The sequence below is a fragment of the Hyphomicrobium sp. genome (genome assembly GCF_009026145.1).
Taxonomy (GTDB): Bacteria; Pseudomonadota; Alphaproteobacteria; order Rhizobiales; family Hyphomicrobiaceae; genus Hyphomicrobium_A.
Map to the genome: position 1 here is coordinate 59593 of NZ_WBUE01000015.1, position 18334 is coordinate 77926.

12 protein-coding genes and 2 pseudogenes are annotated in these 18334 nt (G+C 62.8%); 5 read left to right on the forward strand and 9 right to left on the reverse strand.

Annotation, left to right across the window (positions count from 1 at the left end; translation table 11 throughout):
* Nucleotides 1-32 precede the first annotated feature (32 nt).
* Nucleotides 33-917, forward strand: a complete 885-nt coding sequence (locus tag F9K20_RS12720; RefSeq protein ID WP_291002169.1) for a ferritin family protein — start codon at nt 33-35, stop codon at nt 915-917.
* 191 nt (nt 918-1108) lie between these two features.
* Here the strand turns inward: F9K20_RS12720 and F9K20_RS12725 are convergent, their stop codons facing one another.
* Nucleotides 1109-1663: a hypothetical protein gene (locus tag F9K20_RS12725; RefSeq protein ID WP_291002172.1), complete on the reverse strand. Its 555-nt coding sequence runs from the start codon at nt 1661-1663 to the stop codon at nt 1109-1111.
* Between the two features lie 66 nt (nt 1664-1729).
* Nucleotides 1730-1798 (reverse strand): annotated as a pseudogene (locus F9K20_RS21310) (zinc ribbon domain-containing protein); the annotation flags it as partial.
* Between the two features lie 99 nt (nt 1799-1897).
* On the opposite strand from F9K20_RS21310, the pseudogene F9K20_RS21315 reads away from it, so the two are divergent.
* The 4 genes and pseudogenes from F9K20_RS21315 to F9K20_RS21320 form a co-directional block, all read left to right on the forward strand.
* Nucleotides 1898-1984: pseudogene (locus F9K20_RS21315) on the forward strand (zinc-ribbon domain-containing protein); the annotation flags it as partial.
* Between the two features lie 84 nt (nt 1985-2068).
* Nucleotides 2069-6115: a hypothetical protein gene (locus F9K20_RS12730; protein WP_291002175.1), complete on the forward strand. Its 4047-nt coding sequence runs from the start codon at nt 2069-2071 to the stop codon at nt 6113-6115.
* 278 nt (nt 6116-6393) lie between these two features.
* Nucleotides 6394-7281: a zinc ribbon domain-containing protein gene (locus F9K20_RS12735; RefSeq protein WP_291002178.1), complete on the forward strand. Its 888-nt coding sequence runs from the start codon at nt 6394-6396 to the stop codon at nt 7279-7281.
* Nucleotides 7282-8641: 1360 nt separating this feature from the next.
* The gene (locus F9K20_RS21320) at nt 8642-8914 is read left to right on the forward strand and encodes an EAL domain-containing protein (protein ID WP_367115891.1); all 273 of its coding nucleotides are present in this window, start codon (nt 8642-8644) and stop codon (nt 8912-8914) included.
* Here F9K20_RS21320 and F9K20_RS12740 read toward each other — a convergent pair.
* The 7 genes from F9K20_RS12740 to F9K20_RS12770 form a co-directional block, all read right to left on the reverse strand.
* Nucleotides 8883-9605: a Crp/Fnr family transcriptional regulator gene (locus tag F9K20_RS12740; RefSeq protein ID WP_291002180.1), complete on the reverse strand. Its 723-nt coding sequence runs from the start codon at nt 9603-9605 to the stop codon at nt 8883-8885. The two genes, F9K20_RS21320 and F9K20_RS12740, sit on opposite strands and share 32 nt — an antisense overlap.
* A 312-nt stretch (nt 9606-9917) precedes the next feature.
* Nucleotides 9918-10478 (reverse strand): DUF2478 domain-containing protein, encoded by a 561-nt coding sequence (locus F9K20_RS12745; RefSeq protein WP_291002183.1) that lies wholly within the window; start codon nt 10476-10478, stop codon nt 9918-9920.
* 22 nt (nt 10479-10500) lie between these two features.
* On the reverse strand, nt 10501-11256 hold the full coding sequence (locus tag F9K20_RS12750) for a molecular chaperone TorD family protein (RefSeq protein ID WP_291002185.1): 756 nt from the start codon (nt 11254-11256) through the stop codon (nt 10501-10503).
* Between the two features lie 23 nt (nt 11257-11279).
* Nucleotides 11280-12155 (reverse strand): ethylbenzene dehydrogenase-related protein, encoded by an 876-nt coding sequence (locus tag F9K20_RS12755; protein WP_291002188.1) that lies wholly within the window; start codon nt 12153-12155, stop codon nt 11280-11282.
* Nucleotides 12156-12172: 17 nt separating this feature from the next.
* Nucleotides 12173-13300, reverse strand: a complete 1128-nt coding sequence (locus F9K20_RS12760; protein WP_291002191.1) for a 4Fe-4S dicluster domain-containing protein — start codon at nt 13298-13300, stop codon at nt 12173-12175.
* 30 nt (nt 13301-13330) lie between these two features.
* Nucleotides 13331-16813, reverse strand: a complete 3483-nt coding sequence (locus tag F9K20_RS12765) for a molybdopterin-dependent oxidoreductase (protein WP_291002193.1) — start codon at nt 16811-16813, stop codon at nt 13331-13333.
* A 558-nt stretch (nt 16814-17371) separates the two neighbouring features.
* Nucleotides 17372-17962: an isoprenylcysteine carboxylmethyltransferase family protein gene (locus F9K20_RS12770; RefSeq protein ID WP_367115890.1), complete on the reverse strand. Its 591-nt coding sequence runs from the start codon at nt 17960-17962 to the stop codon at nt 17372-17374.
* Nucleotides 17963-18334: the final 372 nt, after the last annotated feature.

The window sequence follows — 18334 nt, forward strand, 5'->3', positions numbered from 1 at the left end:
ATCTTCCGAGGGCGTCAAAGGGAGTGGAGCACATGACCTCCTTGAAAGCGGAACCGCCCGGGCCCGTTCGCTCGCTTAACGAGTTCTTTGCCTTGGCGCACGCCATGGAAAGCGACGCGGTCGCCCGCTATCGGGAAACCGCAAAGCTGTTGCGACAACAAGGAGCCATCGAGCTCGCTGCTCTCTTTGAAGATCTCGCGCAAGCCGAGCGTGGTCATGTCGACCAAGTCAATGCCTGGGCGGAGCACGCCAAGGCCGCCCCGCCCGCGAAGAGCCCGCTGCCTTGGGCAATTCCCGACACGCACGATGCGCCACCCGACGAGCTTGCGCTTTCGAAGCTTCTAACGCCTTACGGCGCTCTCGCTTCGGCTGTGCGCCATGAGGAGCGCTCCTTCGCGTTCTGGACCTACGTTGCCGCGCACGCCCCCAATGAGGAAGTCAAGAGCGCGGCCGAACGCATGGCACTCGAAGAACTGGAGCACGTGGCTACCCTGCGCCGCCAGCGCCGCAAGGCCTTCCACGCCGAGGAGAGCGGCAAAGCACCTCCAAGCGTTTCGGTTTCCCTTAGGTCGCTCGCAGCTTTTGAGCAAAAGCTGGCCGATTACATCGAGCTGCATCCGGTGATGGTGGCCGGCGAGGAATTCACGCGCAACGTCGTGGCGCAAAGTCGCCGCAGCGCCCAACTTATCACCGAGGCGGCGACCGCCGAGCGTCCGATACTAACCCTAGCGAGCATCCCGGAGCAGAAGCAGGATGATGCGACGGCACTATCCGAATATCTAGTCGACGCCTATCTGCGTTTCGCGGAGGCATCGACGGACCCAAAGATGCTCGACCTTACGCAGGATTTGGCCGCGAAGGCCATCTGCAGGCTCGCGACCCTGAGGCTGGGCGCGGCGCAATCGACGCCAAATTGACTGGCCGCTGAGCCGATCTGGTGGCCGCTTTGGGGTCAGCAGATGACAGCCGGCGACGACACTGAATGTCCGCTCATCGCCGAATACCGCTCGTGGTGGCGCTATGACCGCTCAGGAGTTGCGGTGGGTGATGATGCGTGGGGAAGACTGAACTGACATGACATGCTCCAAGCGAGGTTGGAGGGCGCGCATCATCGTTCGATGCGGCAGCAGGTCGTCGTCTGTGGGTCGAGGACGCCCGGTACCTCGATCGGGGTCAGCGTGAAGTCGAAGGCCTGATCGCTCTCGTCGCGGCACGCGCCCGGCGTCGATGCAATGGAGCCCTCAAAGCCCTGCTTGCTGCGAAAGACCCACGGATCTTCCCGGGACAAGCTCACGGGGCCTGGCGTCTGCTCCATGCGATCTCCGGAGAACGCGTCGATGAAGTTCGACGTGAGACTGGACTGGCCACATATCAACTCGATCGCCCAGTTGGGCTCGGACGCCGAGCATATGATCTTCGCGCCCGGCGGCACCAGGTTCGCGCAGCCGACGGCGGGTGGCGGTGCTCTCTCGGCCTCGCGGCTTGGCGCCGGCGCGGGTGCCGGCGGCGACTCTGTTGGCGCGCTCGGCTCCTGCACGGCGGTGCGAGGCGGTGGTGGCGGTATCGCGCTCGGCTCCTGCGCGGCGGGGCGCGGCGGTGGTGGTGCTGCGCTGTGCTCAATCACCTGATACACGCCGATGCCGAGCACCACCGCCCCGGCCACGACGAGTCCGATGATGGGGAGGCTACGGCTTCGTCCTGGGCCCGGCAGTGGCCCGGTCGTCAGAGCGTGCCCGCACACACCGCAAAAGCGGTCATCAGGCGAAATGGAAGCCCCGCAGGATGGACACCGCGCCATGGGCCGCTCCGATGCGAAAATCGATGCGGGGAGATTAAGTCTGTGCGATGATGACTTCCATTGTTTCTTGTCATCGCCCGGCGGGGAACCATGTCAACCATGGGCGCCGCAAGTCGACAAGAGTTCTGCACTGAATGCGGCAATAGACTTTCGCCGAGTGCGCGCTTTTGCGAGCGGTGCGGAACTAGGCTGACCTCGGGGCCAAACGACGTCAGACCAGACGCCGCGGGAACTGCGCCCACATCGAGATTTCAAGCGCGCAAGGCGCTCGTGAAGGCCGTCGTGCGCGCAACCGGCAAAAGCCTTGCCCTCAGCGCTGCCGTGCTCGGGCCTGGCCTCTTGCTGCTTTACGGCGGCGCACCGGTTCCCGGCATGCTGTGGCTGTTTGGCGGCTCGTTCGGCATGGTCGCATGGTCTTACCGTAAGCCGTGGCGGCTCGGACTCGTTAGTTGCCTCATTCCTCCCGTGGCTGCCGCACTCGGCTACGTGGTGCAGCTCGCCCTCTTTTCGAATGCAGCGCCCCCGCTCTTGCTCGTGCTCGGCGCCGTGGCGCTCGGCATCGGCGTTGGTTGGTATCGCGGTGAAACGCACCAGCTCTATGTGAAGGAAGGCGGCGTCTTTGCGCAGCGCACGGTTGCCTATCTCGGTATCTGGATTGCGGCCTACGCCGTCACCCAGTTGATGGCACTGCTCGCCGCAAACGTATGGCTCGTGCGTTCCGGTCTCATTACCGGCGCCTTCACCACCGCCATGCTCGCCGCGGTGTCCATCATCATCCTGCAGAAGCGCAAGGCGCTGGCACAGGCTATGGCTGCCTTGGCGTTCGCCGTCCTGCTCTCCCACGCGATCGGCCTCTCGCCCGCGTTGGCCCAGCCTTCTCCCGACGAACCGGAGGTCGTCGACATCCTGCGGGAGACGGCAAGCAAGGTCCACCACCTCGTCCTCGACGCCGATCTCGCCGAAGCGGTGGTCGGGCAGCGGCCGGCGCCAGAGGATTCAGCCGCCCGGACGATATCTCTGCCAGCCCCTTCCTTGCAGCGGATCTCCGAGAATGTCGCGACGGCGACGTACGCGACGGATGCCTCCTCCTCCATCTCCGTCACCCTTGAGCGGCTGGATTCTCCGGAAGCGGCAACGCCGCAGATGTCCGATTTGCACGGCGCTGCATCGACGAGGGCGAAGTGGATATACGTGGGTGGAGCTCCCTGCCTCTTTGGCGCGAACTTCGACACAAACGCAAGGCCGCCGACAGCCGAGGTGGCGGCCATCATGTCGAAGGATCGATTCCGGATATCCGTCCGCGCCTACGGGCGGGGCCAGCCTCCGCGCGAGAGCTCGAGCAGTGATTCGGGGGAAGGAGGAATCTTTGACATCCCTGGGGCGGTCGGCGAAGCCGTGGGCGAAGCAATGGAGGAACTTGGGCCGATACTCTTCCTGCCGCTCATGACACCTGCGCTGGCCGGCGAGTACTACGCCGCGCTCGACACCGAGGCCCTTTCGAGCGCCGGGGTAGGCGCGGATCCCACGCCACTCCTTCCCGACGCGCGTACGGGTGATGCCGATAGCCCCGACGCCTCAAGCGACGAGGGCGTGGTGTCGATTGACCCCGAGACCATCGCCGCCGGCAGCGCCGCAGTCGCCGCCATTCTCATCGCCGCCGGTGTTGCCGCCAACATTGCTCAGGCGATTGCCGCGGCCATCGCCAGCGCGCTTCAGTCCGGCGTCGAGATGACGAGCGAGGAGATCTCTGCGGCCATCGCCGAAGGGCTTGCGCGCGCCAAACCGGCTGAGCCTACCGATGCGCCGCTAGCCGAAGGTCAGAATGTGGCTCCGCCGCCCAAGCCGCCGCCTATATACGACAAGTACGGAACGCCCTTTGATACCAACGACGCGGGCCAATACTGGGCTCCGGACGAACAAGGCAACTGGGGCTGGTTGAATGCGGACGAGGCGCGCGAGGCGTCGGCAGCCCTGCGCGGGGAAGAGGCTGCGCGCAACCGTGAGCGCGCCGACTTTGCGCGTGACACCGAGGCTGCGGTCGAGCGGTCGCAGGCGGAAAGCCGCGCCCGCGACGACGCGATGCGCGATTGGATCGCCGCGCAGAACAAAGCCCGTGAAGATCTCGCGCGGATCAGGCAAGCCACCGGCAACGTCGACTACGAAGAGATCTACACGCGCAGTGGGACCGACCGCGTGATGAAGGAGGACGGCACGCTCGACACCGAGTATGTCCAGCGCCTCAAGGAGGCGCTGCGCGACCGGCTGGGTCGCGATACCGCGGTGCCCGATAGCTCGCTCGAGGGGACCTCCACGGCCGACATCGTTGCCGAGACCGTTGCCAACACGGCCGACGAAGCAGCCAAAAGCATGGTCGTCCGGATGGGCAGCGCCGTCCTCACTGGCGGCTTGAGCGAGATCGGCTTCCAGGGCGGACAAGCCTTGCAGGCCGTCAAGAAGGCGGTGGACGCAGCCGTCGATTCCGGACGCGACTTCAGCCGGGCCGACGCCATGCTGACCGCCGCAAAGCATGTCGCGAGGGAGAACCTTCCCGTAAACACCATCGATGCATTGAGGCGCATGCGTGCCGGCGAGGACGTCTCCCTGGCCGAACTGGGCATGAGCGCGTTTGCCGACCTCGGTGCAGCCGGCGACATCGGATTGAAGCCCGGCAAGGCCCTCGATGCTTTCGCCCGCAACACGCTCGACGCCGGCAGCTACGACGCCTTGAGCAGCGCCATGGCCAAGCCGAAGGGCTTGGTCAACGACGCGCTGGAGAGGATTGGCATCAAGTCGGCCGACCCTGATCTACCTCCGCATCGCTTGTCACCCGCCGATGCCAGAGACCGCTTCGTCAAGGGCCAAACCTCGGCGCATACCGACGGCCTGATCAGCGACGTGAAGAGCAGCCCGCGTCCGGCCACTGCCGATTTGGACACCGCCTTCGAGCAAGGCCGCGCCGCCGGCAGGGAGAAGGTCGGTGCGCTGACGAAGGCGGTCGATGACGTGGAAGCCGCAAAGCGCGCCGGCGCGAGCGCCAGCGACATTGAGGGACTGCAGCGGCGAGTTCGGGACGAGTCGATCAGGGTGCAGGGCGACAAGCACGCCATGAACGAGCTCAACAAGCTTCCGCGCGACGCCCGCGGCAACAATGGCACCATCGGCGCGTTCAATCGCGAATGGGACGATATCTACGGCAAGGCAGACAAGAACCTGAAGGAAAGGCTAGCCAAAGAAATGGGTGTCCGCCCCGACGACATCCAGGCCGTCACCATCACCAACATGAAAGGCCGCTCCGGGGTTTCCGTCGATCCCCAGGCTCCCGCGCGTGATCATTACGGCCTCGGATCGCACAAGACGCCGGAAGGCACCGTTGTCTCATCGCGCGGACACGCGTCAACGCCGGGCCCCGACCTCAACACTAAGGGCACTGGCCCGTGGAAGACGCCGCCCGGCCCCAACGCGAGCAAGGCCTCATTTGATCGCGATCTGACGATGCGGGTGAGGACCGTCGCCAACGGCAAGGAAGTATGGCGCGACATACCTTCGACCACCACGGCGAGGATCTACAATGAGGAGCTCTACAAGGCCGCAAGGGGCGTCAGCGAGGCCCCTGTCCATCGCGTTCCGGGCAAGAGCATCGATTTCAAGGACACGCATCTGTCGCCAAGGGATCATCTAACCGATCCGGTCAAGATCAACGATGCGGACCTGTTCGCCAAGCGCATGGACCAGGCAACGACCGATCGCATGCATCCGGAAGCTTACGGCGCCGGTCAACCCGACCTCGACGCCGCCACCAAGGACGCTTTCCGCGGCCGCGACCTCATCGACGTCGGGGCCACCGCCAAGACCACAGAGTTCAAAGTCAATCATTGGATGAACGAGGCTGACGATCTCACACGGGCAGCGCGCCAGAGCGCAGATCCCGCCGAGGCCAGCAGGCTCATGCAGCAGGCCGCTGCGCACCACGAGGAAGCGCAGCGCCAGCTCGTCAAGCAGTTCGACAACATGGTGATCAAGCGCACGGAGGCGATGCAGGCCCTCGGCAATGCCCCGCAATCATCGATCCCCGCCTCGCTGACCGAACGCATAAACGTGCTGAAGGGCGTGCAGACCGGACGCTTGACGCCCGGACAGGCCGAGGAGGTTCTCAATCGGATGGGCACGAGCACCAAGCAGGTATCGGGACAGATGAGCTCGTACATCGAGGGCTTGCAGGGCGCTCGGCCGAGCATCACGCAGTCCAGCGGCACCACACTCAACGTGCCGACCCTCCGTGGATGGAGGGACGACTTTCAGACTGAGGACAAGCAGTGAACGAGGGCGCCAGAACATCGGGTAGCGTGGCGCCGCGCCCCAAGCGGTTCTTGCTCTCGCCGGGCGATGTGGCGGCCGGATTTCGCGCTGCGGGCACCACGCCACCGAAGTCGGCTTTCTATGACGGCTTGCCGCCACCCAGCCGGCAATTGCCAAAGGCATTGACGGATGGTGCAAGTGGAGCGTTGTCAGCGGAGGCAAATGCCGTCTTCCGTATCCTTGCACACCCGCAAACCATCGTATCGCTTGAGACCGTGACGCCGCCGAGCCCCGTCACAATGGCCGCGCGTTTCGTCGGCGGCGCATCCCCGGGCCAATTTGCGATGATCGCGCGCCCGCAAGAGGAGGAGTGGGACATCGCCCTGCTGACGGGCACAGGACAATTGCTCGCGCTGCTCGATGAACTCACCGGCGCCAGCACGGGCCCATCGACCGACAGCCCCATAAGCTTCGACCTGAGCGTCGCCGCCCTTACTGCACTCGCCGCCCTCGCCGACCAAGCCGCGAAGTGCGAGGCTCTGGAGCGATTGGGTAGGCCGGGGCTGCTTCTCGAGTTCCTGACGGCGCCAGTGCCGACCAACGAGCTCGTCGACGCAATCGGACACGCGCGCGCAGCCCCCACCACGCTGCAAGCCGTGACCTTGCTGTCCCTGCTGACCAGCTCGCTGCTCGAAGCGGGCGATATCGATGCACAAGTTAAGGATGGCATGGAAATCCTGGCAGGTCAGGGGATCCTGCGCGAGGACAGCACGCTCACGCCCGCCGGCGTTGGTCTCTGCCGCAATCTCGTCCGCGTTCGAACTGGATCCTCGCTGCAGATCATCAACCGTCATGCGACCGAGCCAGTGCTCGACCGCTTCCTGCTGTTGCGCACGGATGCCGGCTTGCTCGTTGGATTGTGGATGGGCTCTGAGACGACTTCGGCCACTCTAAAGCTGCGCGAGCTGACTCCCGGTACGCTTTGGCGAATTGTCGGTAACTCTACTGGCGACGGAGCGGCCACCGCGAGTGCGGCGCCACGCCAGGATCAGCGGACACCCTCGGGCTCACCAGGAACCGCGAAAGCTTCGGCAGCGCCCAAGCAGTTTTGCGCCAGTTGCGGCCGCGAGCTGCGCCCTCTCGCCCGCTTCTGCACGATGTGCGGGGCGCAAATCGCTCAGCCATGAAGCAGGCATGAGCGACGGGTCAGCATCGGTCACAAGCAGACTTCAGATCATGTTTGCTCGACGGCAGTTCCGGTCTCGACACCCGGACAAATCGACGTGCAGCACGATCCGCAAATATCGCGATGTCCAGGATCCCATATCAATTGCTTCGATGATCATTGGGCGATCCCGGCAGGATTGCGTGGATCAACCGATTCATTAGCTTAGGCGGCAAGTGGTAAAAGCGAACCAACTGCAGAATTCAACCGCTTCTGTCTGCTCTTTACCACCTGCCAAGGGCGAAACGTTTGCGCGCACGCACAGCTCAACTGATCATCAGCGCACGATGAGCGTGCGCGGGAAGAACTCGCAGTGCTCCTCCTCGTTGAACCACGCACACTTGATATCGAAAAGCTTGAGCCCGGGCACCAAGCGCTGAGCCCTAAAAGAATTTCCGTCGTGCTGGAAGCGCAATGGCAAGACAACGCTGCCTCGTGACCAGCCGATCAGCGGGGATCGAAAATCTGTAAGAAAAGTTGAGGAATCACCTGCGGCACTGGGGGGCTTTGCCGCAATCCTCGGTTCGCCGAGCACGGGGTGGGGTTTGGCTTTAGGATCGGTTCCTGCACCCCACTAATGAGACGCAGGAACCGACCGCTCCCCCCAAGCGAGCACCCGATGCAGTGCTTTTCGGCCCGGGACAGTTCTCAATACTAGAGACTATCGTCCAGCAAAATGGGTGCACTACTTGATTTCGGTCAAGCGACGAAATCAAAATCGATTAGCTACATGCAGCGGAGGTTATTACTAATAGCTGACCTCCGTCAGTTTAGCGGGGTATCGCAATGGCTGATGGTCGGCGCTCGTTCCTATAAGCCTTTTTGTGCGGGCTCAATGAGCATGCGGCAGAAGCAGAGCAGGACGGCAAACTTTTTATCGGCTCTGCGGTAACTGCTGATGACTTGCTCAAAATGGCCGATCTCGCGCTGTATGAGGCGAAGTCTCGCGGCCGGGGCACATATGCGTTCTTCGAAGCTGGTCGCGGCTATGCGCAGCGCACGCGGCGAAGACTTGAGGGGGATCTCAAGGCTGCGCTAGCGGAGGAGCAGCTTGAACTCCACTATCAGCCGATCGTTGATGCTGAGACGGGGAACGTGACTTCGTGCGCGCGCTCTTGCGCTGGAAGCACCCGCAATTGGGGAAGGTCGCGCCCGGCAATTTCATTCCGCTCGCCGGGGAGACGCGGTTCATTTGCCCATCGGCACGTGGGCGTTGCGGCAGGCGTGCCGGGATGCGGCGGGTTGGCCCGAGCCAATCGGCGTGACCGTCAACTGTCGACAATGCGGTCAGCGGGTCCAGTTTCTACAGCGTATCCGCAGCCGTGCGGCTCTCGAGCCTTGCTCCGCGCCGGCTCGAGTTGGGAAGCGTGATCGAAGGGGTGGAGACTTCCGTGCAGCTGGCGATGCTCAAGGAGAGGGGCTGCGATCAGGTCCAAGGCTACTCCTTCAGCCGGCCGCTCCCAGGCTCCGAGGTCAAAGACCTCCTGGCGCAGTCAACGGACAAAAGCCGGTTCGCTGCCACAGGCGGGACTCCGCAGGAGGGGATCGTTGGGCAGTGGCCTGCTATTGCTCGTCGCCGTCTGCCACGCGGTTGAGCGCGGCGAGACATGGGACAAACACGGTGCGCCTACCCTTTAGGTCGATCAATTGCTCCGACCTCAGGCAGCGGATCTGCCTGCTCACAGTCTCGACTGTCAGCCCGAGCACATCGGCAATTTCAGTGCGAGACAATGGCAGATCGAATTGCAGTAAAGCCCGCTCATAGTCCGGCGATTGTGCGAGACGTCGGGCGATCGATGACAGGAGGCTTGCCACCCTTTCTCGCGGGGACTTCTTGCTCAGGAGCAGCGACCATTGGCGCGCTTCGTCGAGATCGTCGAACGCACGGCAAAGGAGCACTCGGGTGAGGGGCGGATGCCGTTGTATCAGCTGCTCAAATGCGCGTCTTGAATAGCAGCACAGCTCCAGATTGGTGACGGCCTGAGCGACAAGAGCAGGGCTCGCCGCATAGGGACGACCGAAGAAGTCGGCCGGAAATCGGAGCCCAACGATCTGCTGGCGCCCGTCTTGCTGGATTTTGACGAGCTTAATGACGCCTGACTTCACCGTCGCGAACCAACTCAAGCAAGTGTTCTGGTTTTGGAGTACCTGGCCAGCGGGGAATGACCGACTTCGCGCAATGCGCGTGACCGCTGTCGCCAACGAACTCGGCAATGTGCTGCAGAGCGCTCGATCGCGGACGGCGCACTGGTCGCAGAACCCTGTGCTGTTAGTTTGGGCATGCATTCGGGACTCTCGTGGGGCTCGTGCAGTTTAGGCGCTATCGTTTCTGCCGTGGATGCATCTCAGTCGCAGCCTCCCTTACTGCCTTTCCTGCAGGACATGGCTTTCTGCAATAGGCCAGAGGTTTTCCGTTCAAGACGATCGCTGGCAGCTTGTCGATGCCGAGGTGCGCCGCCCGGGCTTTGTTCTTCGGGTCGGCCACATCGCGGATGGTAATTTCGCAGCCTGGACATGCCTCTCGCCGCAGGGCTTGGATAATCTCTTCGCGGGTGGTCGCGACTTCGAGAAAGACCTCCACCTTGCGGCTAACCGGCCTCATGGCTGCTCGGGCCTCAGTTCGGACTTCCGCAACGAGGCCTGGGCCTCGCACCAATTCAGGATTGCCGCTTCGTCCGCGGGAATGAGAGCTGCACAGTTGCCAGCAAACGCTTGCCAAGCTGGCCAATGAAATGCGCTGACGCCGACCAACACCGGTATTCCCTCGAGGACCGCGGCCTCAATCACTGACCGCAAGCCGCGCCCCTCGGCTTCCCGCTTGCCGAACCTGTTAACGATGGCGATATCCGTGTGGGGCCCGAGTGAGTCGAGCACGTAGCCGGCGAACTCCTCGAGGGCAGCGGTATCGAGTCGACATCCCTGGGCCAGGGCACCGCGATCCTCGGAGACGCGCATGACGGCGCCGGAAGCCAGATCTTCGAGGATCATGTCACACCGGCTGCGGCCGGCGATGGGCGGATTCGATTGCACCGCGCCCGCGAGGCTGTAGTCGGCACGCCTGAGATGGTGAGCGAGCGCCGTAAGTCGCGCATCCATGGCGTGGCTGCCGCCCGCTTCATACCGAACCACAGCAAGCTTCAGGGAATCGCGCTTCTTCATGAGCCGCTCATTGACGGAGACCTCAAGGGTCCTGGTGATCGCCGTTCGCGAAGGGGCAGACCAACGCCTCGTCTGCGATTGAAGCGAAGTGGTTGTCCCGCCCGAGAGCGATGGGTTTGACGCGAAGCCGGAAACAATCGGTCTCCACCGCTGTGCGCAAAACCGCGGCCAACGTCGCATAGGGTGCCATCGCGCGTGCATCCTGAAGCGCGCCTTGAAGCGCCGTGGTCCAGCGGCCGAGGTGAGCTTCCAAGAAACGACCCAAGGCATGCTCGGCGAGCCTTACCTCCCGCGGCCGACCGCGCACCAGCGCCCACTGGGCCTTGAGATGCAGAAGACTTACGAATTCAGCCTCTGTCCCAAGATGGTCAGGCGGGCTCCCAGATAGCTCGAAGCCGAAGGCGAGATAAAAGCCGTTGAGGTCGGCGATATCGGCAGGCTGCCCGGCAAACCTCATCGCATCACCATAGCCGCCCTCGCGCAGAGGCACGAGGCCCGATCCCAAAAAGAGCCGCGAATACTCGGCGCGCAACGCCGCCAGCTCTGCGGTCCGCCAGGCTCTGAGCACTTCCCTTAGTGCCGGCTCAATTGGTCGTGGCAGTGCACCTTGAGCGGCAGCCTCCAGAAGATCACGGGTGGCACTCTGTATGTGAATGGCGTGCCCAGCATCGGGATAGGTGATCCCCTGAGCGATCAGGTGGTAGAGACCCGCGCGCGCAAGCAGCTGGTCACGGCGGCCCGGCGCCGCCAAGCATGATCGCGGCAGCCTGTTGATCATACTGGAGGCGCCGATGGGCCCCATCACTGGTTCCGTGCGTCGAGTTTGAGCTTCACCCAGTCCGACCATGCCTTGCGAGAGCCAACCTCTCGGGCACCGCCCTCCCAGACGGCGAACGCGGCCAGCGTCTCATCGCCCGGTGCGAGCATGGGATCGTTGGGATCGCCCGCCGCCAGCGGGTGCGTGATGACAACCCGCCAGCGCCCGTCGGCCCATACGCCGCGCCCGTCCGACTGCTGCTCGGGCTCGACCGTGAGGGTGCCAAAGCCCTCCGCCATCTGATCGAGGACGGCGCTGCGCCTCGGCCGCGAGATGGGGTTGTCGACGCCGACGGCGCCCCTGTAGGCACTCGCGTCGGTCGCGCGCAGCACCTCGTCGGGATAGACGTCGACGTGGATGTAGGGGTAGAGATCGCCGATCTTCGGCTCACCCTTCGTGGCGATGTCGTTCTGAAAGGCCGCCCGCCACTGCATGATGTGCATGCGCTCGCCGGGTCCGCCCATCATGGGATTGGGCATATCGCCCGGCTTGTAGGAGGCGGGAATCTCGACCGCTACCTGGTCGCCGAATCGATCGACAACAAGACGGTCGTTCTTTGTCGGGTCCGCCCATTCGATGAGAAAGGCGAACCACTGGCCGTTGTGGACGGCGCGTATCGTGAGTTCTTTGACGGCTGGATCCTGATTCTGTGGATTGGCGATCATCTGCGGCTGCATGGCGACATTGACCGCAGGTGCGTCCTTCCAATAGGCCGCATCGGGATCGGTGAGTGGCCCGATGCTTCCGCTGATGGCGATCGCGTCAAGGACGGTTTCCTGCGCGGCCACGGGCGCGACCGCCGCGACGGCCACGAGCGTGCCCGTGACGGTGGCGAGCATGGCCAAGCGGTTCAACGTCATGGGCTTCCTCCGCGGCGTCAGGTGATGTTCGAGCGGTAGACGTCGTAGCGTGCATCGTGTGCCACGCGGACGTGGATCGGCTCCTTGAGTGGGACGCGGCTCACCTCGTCGCCCTGCTCGTCGAAACCGACCGCCGTTCCCGCTTCTACTTTGAAGCGATGGATGATGCGCGGCGTCGATCCGAAGAGCAGAAGTGCGCCCAAGAGCTTCTCGTCCTCCTTGGCATGCCGATAGGTGGTTATCGCCTCAGGGACGCCGTGGCCGAACATCTGCGAGAGGAATGCGAGCGGCACGTGCACGGGCGGGATGTAGTAGACATTGGGCTCGAGCCCAAACTGCGGGTAAAGCGGCTTGGCGATCTTGGCGATGTGGACGAGATAATCGAGCGGGTTGTCCTCGCGCGCCTTGTCGGGCGTGGTGATGAACCCCTGGAGGCGGATCTTGCCGATGCAGGAGACCGTGCACTGCGTCTGATAGCCGTTCTCGACCGCCGGATAGCAGCCGATGCACTTTTCCGAGACCCGGGTCACCGGGTTGAAGAACGTCTTCTTGTAAGGGCAGCCTCTGACGCACTCCCGATAGCCCCGGCAACGCGCCTGATCGAGTAGCACGATGCCGTCCTCAGGCCGCTTGTAGATCGACTGCCGCGGACACGAGCCCAGGCACGCCGGATAGGTGCAGTGATTGCAGATGCGCGGCAGGTAATACATCCACTGCATGTGTGGGATGGTGATGTACTGCCCCTGCGGCATGTTGCCGAGAGAGTCGTCCTCGCCGATGTTGGGGTGGGCGTAATCGAGATCCTCGGGGAGATAGCCGAGCACACGCTCGCCGTCGGGTGCGGACTCAAACAGCGTCTTGCCGTCATAGACGGAACCCGTCATCTCCTGCACGCCGTGCAGCCCCAGGATCTTCACGTCCCAGCCAAGCGGGTAGAAGCCGTAAGGCTTGCTCTCGACGTTGTTCCAGAACATGTATTCCTGGCCGCGGCCGGGCGTCCAATTCGTCTTGCAGGCAACCGTGCAGGTCTGGCAGGCGATGCACTTGTTCAAGTCCATCACCATCGCGAACTGCTTGGCAGGCCTGGCCGGCTCGTATGGGTACTCCATCTCGCGACCGATCTGCCAATTGTAGACTCCGGGCATTTGTTTCTCCCGTTGCGAGGAGCTTGATGATCAGCCGCGCTTGAGGCCGGCCGCGAGGTAGCGTTTGAAGGCCTCGTTCTCGGCCAGAGGGCGGAAGCCCAGCGCCACGGGGCGCCACAGGCCCTTGCTGTCGAGACCGCCGTCCTCCGCCTTGGTGAACTTGGCGAGCGACTCGCGCGGCGCGCCGGTTACGCAGTGGACGTCGGCACTGAATCCCTTGCCGACTTCGTGCGTAAACAGCTTGCGGGTGATGAGCGACGCCGTCTGGTGGGTGGGCTTCAGCCACGTGCGGGTCAGGGACTGGTGGCCGCCATAGCGGAAGAGCGCCTGGTAATGGGTCTCCGCGTTCTTCGCGAGTTTGTCGGGACGTGCCTCGTGCGCCTTCACGGTTCCCGGCGTCGCCATGTAACCGTTGAACCACATGCGCGTGATGCCTTTCGGCGTGCCGGGATAATAGCGGGCACGCGCGATGAGGCGGGCGACCTTGTACTCCTCCTTGCGGGCGGGGTCGTCCCAGCCGCGGAACGGAAGATCCGCGGGGTCGCCGTCGATCCAAATATAATCGCCGTCGTTGATCCCGAGCTGCTTGGCGTCAACAGGATTGATGTCAACGTACATCTCACCCGTGCCCGGCATGCGCTTGTCGCGCCGGTACATGTCGCCGAAGGGACCGAACAGCGCCGCCATGAAGTCCGTGTCGATCGGCATGGTATGGGCACCGTGCCGGTATTTTGGCGTATGGAAGACGTGGTCGAAGCCCTTGTCCCTCAGCGGGTGCTTGGAGGCCAAGAGCTGATCGGAGCTGTAGGTCGTGTTGCGCATCTGGCGCGTGATGTGGCCCTTGTCATCGGCCCCGATCTTCCAATCGGCAGGCCGCTTCGGCCGGATCGCGGGATGGGGTGCGGCGAGGATCGAGCACGGGTCGTAGAAGGTCGCCTCCGACGGCTCGCGATGAACGACGAGGTTCTCGCCTGCCTCAACGAACTCGACCTCGGGCCGGTAGAACTCTAAGCGTCCGGTCTTCGTGTACCAGGGCTTCGATTCCTGCACCTGCTCCCATGAATTGATGCGCGGATAGGTGCGTGTGTTCATGAGCGCTGGAACCCCGCGCTTGGCGAGATCCTCAAGATCGCCGATGCGGTAGCCCTTGAGCGGCGTCGAGGCGTCGATGATGCGCTGCAAGTAAACATCGGCGCGCTTCTCGGCGATGAAGTGCCACATTTCCTCGAAGCGCTTGTCACCCGTCAGCTTCGCCAATGCGCGCGCAACCGCGAGATAAGTCTCGTTGTCTGAGATGGAGTTGAAAGCGCGCTTGGCGGGGGTGCGAGGGAAAATCTGCACGAACGGGTTCGTATTCGACGCCGTCATGTCCTGGTACTTGAACTCCATCCAGGAATCGACGCCATAGACGATGTCGGAATACTCGCAGGACGCCGTCCACCACCATTCGTTGTAAACGACGAGTTCGCATTTCGGCAGCGTGTTGTTGACGACGTCGTAGTGACCCTTCTGGTTGCCAAGCGAGGAGTTGGAGTTGACCTGCCAGATCGACTTGGTCGGGGTCGGCACGTGAGCGCCGGTTGTGATCTTCTTGTCACCAGCCTTCACCAGGCGCTCGCCGTTCGCCCAGTAGTGCATCGACTCGTAGCGCGTTGTGTAGCGCGGCTTGATCTCGCCCTTGGGGTCGAGCTGCGGATGGAAAGGATCCTCCACCGTCCACTTGCCGATGCCTGAGAACAACGTGGCCTTGTAGTTGCCGGCGTAGGAGCCAATGTTGCCGCCATGGCGGCCGAGCGATCCGGCAAGCGCCAAAACAAGGAAGAGCGCGCGATCCTTGTTGTCGTTGTTCCAGAACTGGTTTGGCCCCATGCCGCAGGCGATGAGCGTTCGCCCCTCGCTTGCGGCAATCGTGCGGGCGAGAGAGACAATCGCCTCCTTGGGCGCCCAGCAGATTTTGCTCGATTGGGCCGGTGTCATGTTGGCGTCGAGATACTCCTTCGTGAGATCGAAGACGGTGCGCGCCTCAACCTTTTTCCCATCGGCCAGAGTGATCTCGAACGTTCCCTCTAGCGCCGGATCGAACCCGACAGTTGCCGCGAAACGCTCGCCGACCGCATCGCGAGAAACCGCAACGGGACCCTTCTTCGCGCTATCCCACATGACGAAGTCGCCGAACTCCGAGGAAAGCGCCTCGGGGATCTGCATGCCGTTTTGCTTGGTTGTCGGCGGCGCCTTCTGATCCTTCGCGACGTAGCTGACGAAGTTTGTGAGCTCCTTATTCTCGTAGCCCGGGAACACGTCGCTCGCCTTGAGACGCTCGAGCGTGTCCATGCGTACGAGCGTCGGCATATCGGTGTAACGCTTGACGAAGTCGGCGTTGTAGAGCTTCTCAGCCATCATCACCTGAGCAACACCGAGCGCAAAAGCGGGGTCGGTGCCGGGGCGGATGACAATCACGTCGTCGCACTTCGAAGCCGTTGCCGAGTACTCAACCGTCACCGCGACTGTCTTGGCCCCTTTGAGCCGCGCCTCTGTCAGCCAGTGTGAGTCGGGCATCTTGGTCGTGATCCAGTTCATGCCCCAGGCGACGATGACATTGGCGTTCTCGGTATCGAACAGCTCGAAGTCGTTGGTCTGCTCGCCCGTGACCATGGGATGCCCGGGAGGAAGATCGGTGTGGAAGGAGTAGGAATCCCAGCAGCCCGACCCCTTGGCATCATCGTCTGCAACCTTGCGGACGAACTGGTCGAGGAGCGCCATGGTGTTGCCCATGCGGAAGGCACCAAAGATGCGAATTGCGCCCTGCTTGGCCATGCCGCCGCGGAACTTCATGACGCGGGTTCCGGCACCACCGACGGCCTCGACCATGTCGGGGTCGTAGCCCTGCACCAGCAGACGCTTCTTACCTTCATCGCCGGAGTAGGTCTGCGCGATGTTGAGCAGCGTCTTGGCGTGATAAGCTGCTGCCTCCTCGTGACTGACCTTGACCCAGCTATCCCAGCCGCGGCGCATAAGCTCGCGCGGGGCAGCGCCCGTTGCTGGATCGCGCGGGAAGCCCTGGTCCACCCAATCCTTGAAACCCTTGCGCAGAAAGGCGCCATTGACGCGCCGGTCGCCGTAGAAGCGGCGCGCGAGAACGAGGCCTTTTTGGCAGCAGCGCGGATCCCAGCGCGCCGAGGCCTTGTTGCCGTAAATGTCCTGGGCCTTCGAATAGCCGTACGTCGGCTCGATGCGCACGACGACGTTGTTCTTCACCTGCGCATTGAGAAGGCAGTTGTGCGTATCGTTGGGACAGCACAGGAAGGTGAAGCGCTGATCGGTGCGGTAGATGTCGCGGTAGATGCGCTCCCAGTCGCGATTGGGGTAGGCAGCCAGCGGGTTCTCGACGGAAACCGGCGCCAGATAGCGGTATTCCGCCATCACGGCGCGGGCCCCGATAACACTACCGATTCCGGCACCCGCCAACCCAAGGAAGCGTCTGCGCGAGACGGACTCGTGGCGTTCGGCGGCCATGGCGTTTCCCCAACGCTTATTATTTCTGTTTGCGGGAGGATGTCAGCTGCCGGTGAGTGCTGATTATCCAAAGTCAAGCGGATAGTGCGTCATCTGCGACGGGGAAAGCAGTATCTAGATCAAGCACGAGCGAGAGCAGCCGCAGTCGCGACAGGCGTTAGAAGTTGAAGAGGGCCCGGCGCTGCTGTAGCGGAATCGTCGATTGCGGGGGCAACAAATCCGGTTACCTCGGCCCCTGACTTTGGACGGGCATCGCAGTCATGCCAGCCGCCTCGCTTGATCTTCGTCAAGACCCGGGGCATTGAAAACAATAGACTGCATGTGCGCCTTTGTGCTGTTGCTCACCGTTATCAAGGGTCCGCAGATCCTCCGCTCATCTGCTTCTGAGATTGGTGAGGCTAGAAGTAGCGCTGGTGCTGTTACGAACTGGTCCCGAGGTGCCCACTTCGGGACCTTTTCCTTGAGGCTTCGTTCACCGCAGGCGCAGAACTACGGCCGCGCGCGTAGGGAAGTAGACTCAGTGTGACTGGAGTGCTGCATTCACTGCCGACGAGAGCCTCATTCAATCAGCCCCGATCGCCATAATCGCGCATTCGACCTGCTCCACCACCACCTCTGTGCTGCCGCCGGCAAGGGGCTTAGCAGCGATGGGCGCTTCCATGTCTCGTAAGCGGCGCCGAACTTCCGCTCCAAGTCTCGTTCCTCGAAGACCATTCCAATGGCTATGTACGCCGTAAGTCCGGATGCGAGGAGCAGATGCCCGACGGTCATGTGTGGTGCACACCAGATGCCAAGTAGCACGCCAACGTACATTGGGTGCTCGAGCCAACGATACAGCGCCCCTGTCCTGAGGGTCAGAGCCGCTGGAGGCCTCCTCGCATAGAAGGTCCAGCTTTGCTTCAACCCCAGCAGGTCCAAGATATCGATCGACAGGGCGGCCGCCAGCAGCATGAGCCATCCCGAAACAAATCCCGCCCACACAAGCGTTCGCAGAGCATCGCCCTCGATGTTCCACACTACGATCGGGATAGGCTGCCACAGCAGCACGAGCAAGAAGCCTGCGGCACACGCGGCGTAGACGTAGATGGTGCGCTCGAGTGCCGGCGGGATGTGCCGATGCAGCCAAGCCTTGCAAGCACTCCGAGCCATGCCGGAGTGCTGCAGACCAAAGAGTGCGATGAGAAGCAGGTTAACCACCATGGATGACCAAATCGGTGCCTCCCATAGGGTTGGGGCACCATCGACGGATGCGATCCACGGGTCGGTACGACGCGGAAGATTGCCGACAAAGATGATGAAGCACGTAAAGAAGATCCACGTCGCGACAAAGGCCCCCGCGCTAGCACAGAGCCCAAGAATGCGCCCGATAGCGTCGGCACGTCGGGCGCGCAGTTCGAATTGCGATATCCCGCGATGGTCGATAACGCTGAACGGACACGAGGACATTCGTGCGGTTGGCTCCTTTGTACGTGTGAATGATCAACTTCTTTCTGACCATCAAGGTTCCGCCGCGTCTGTTGT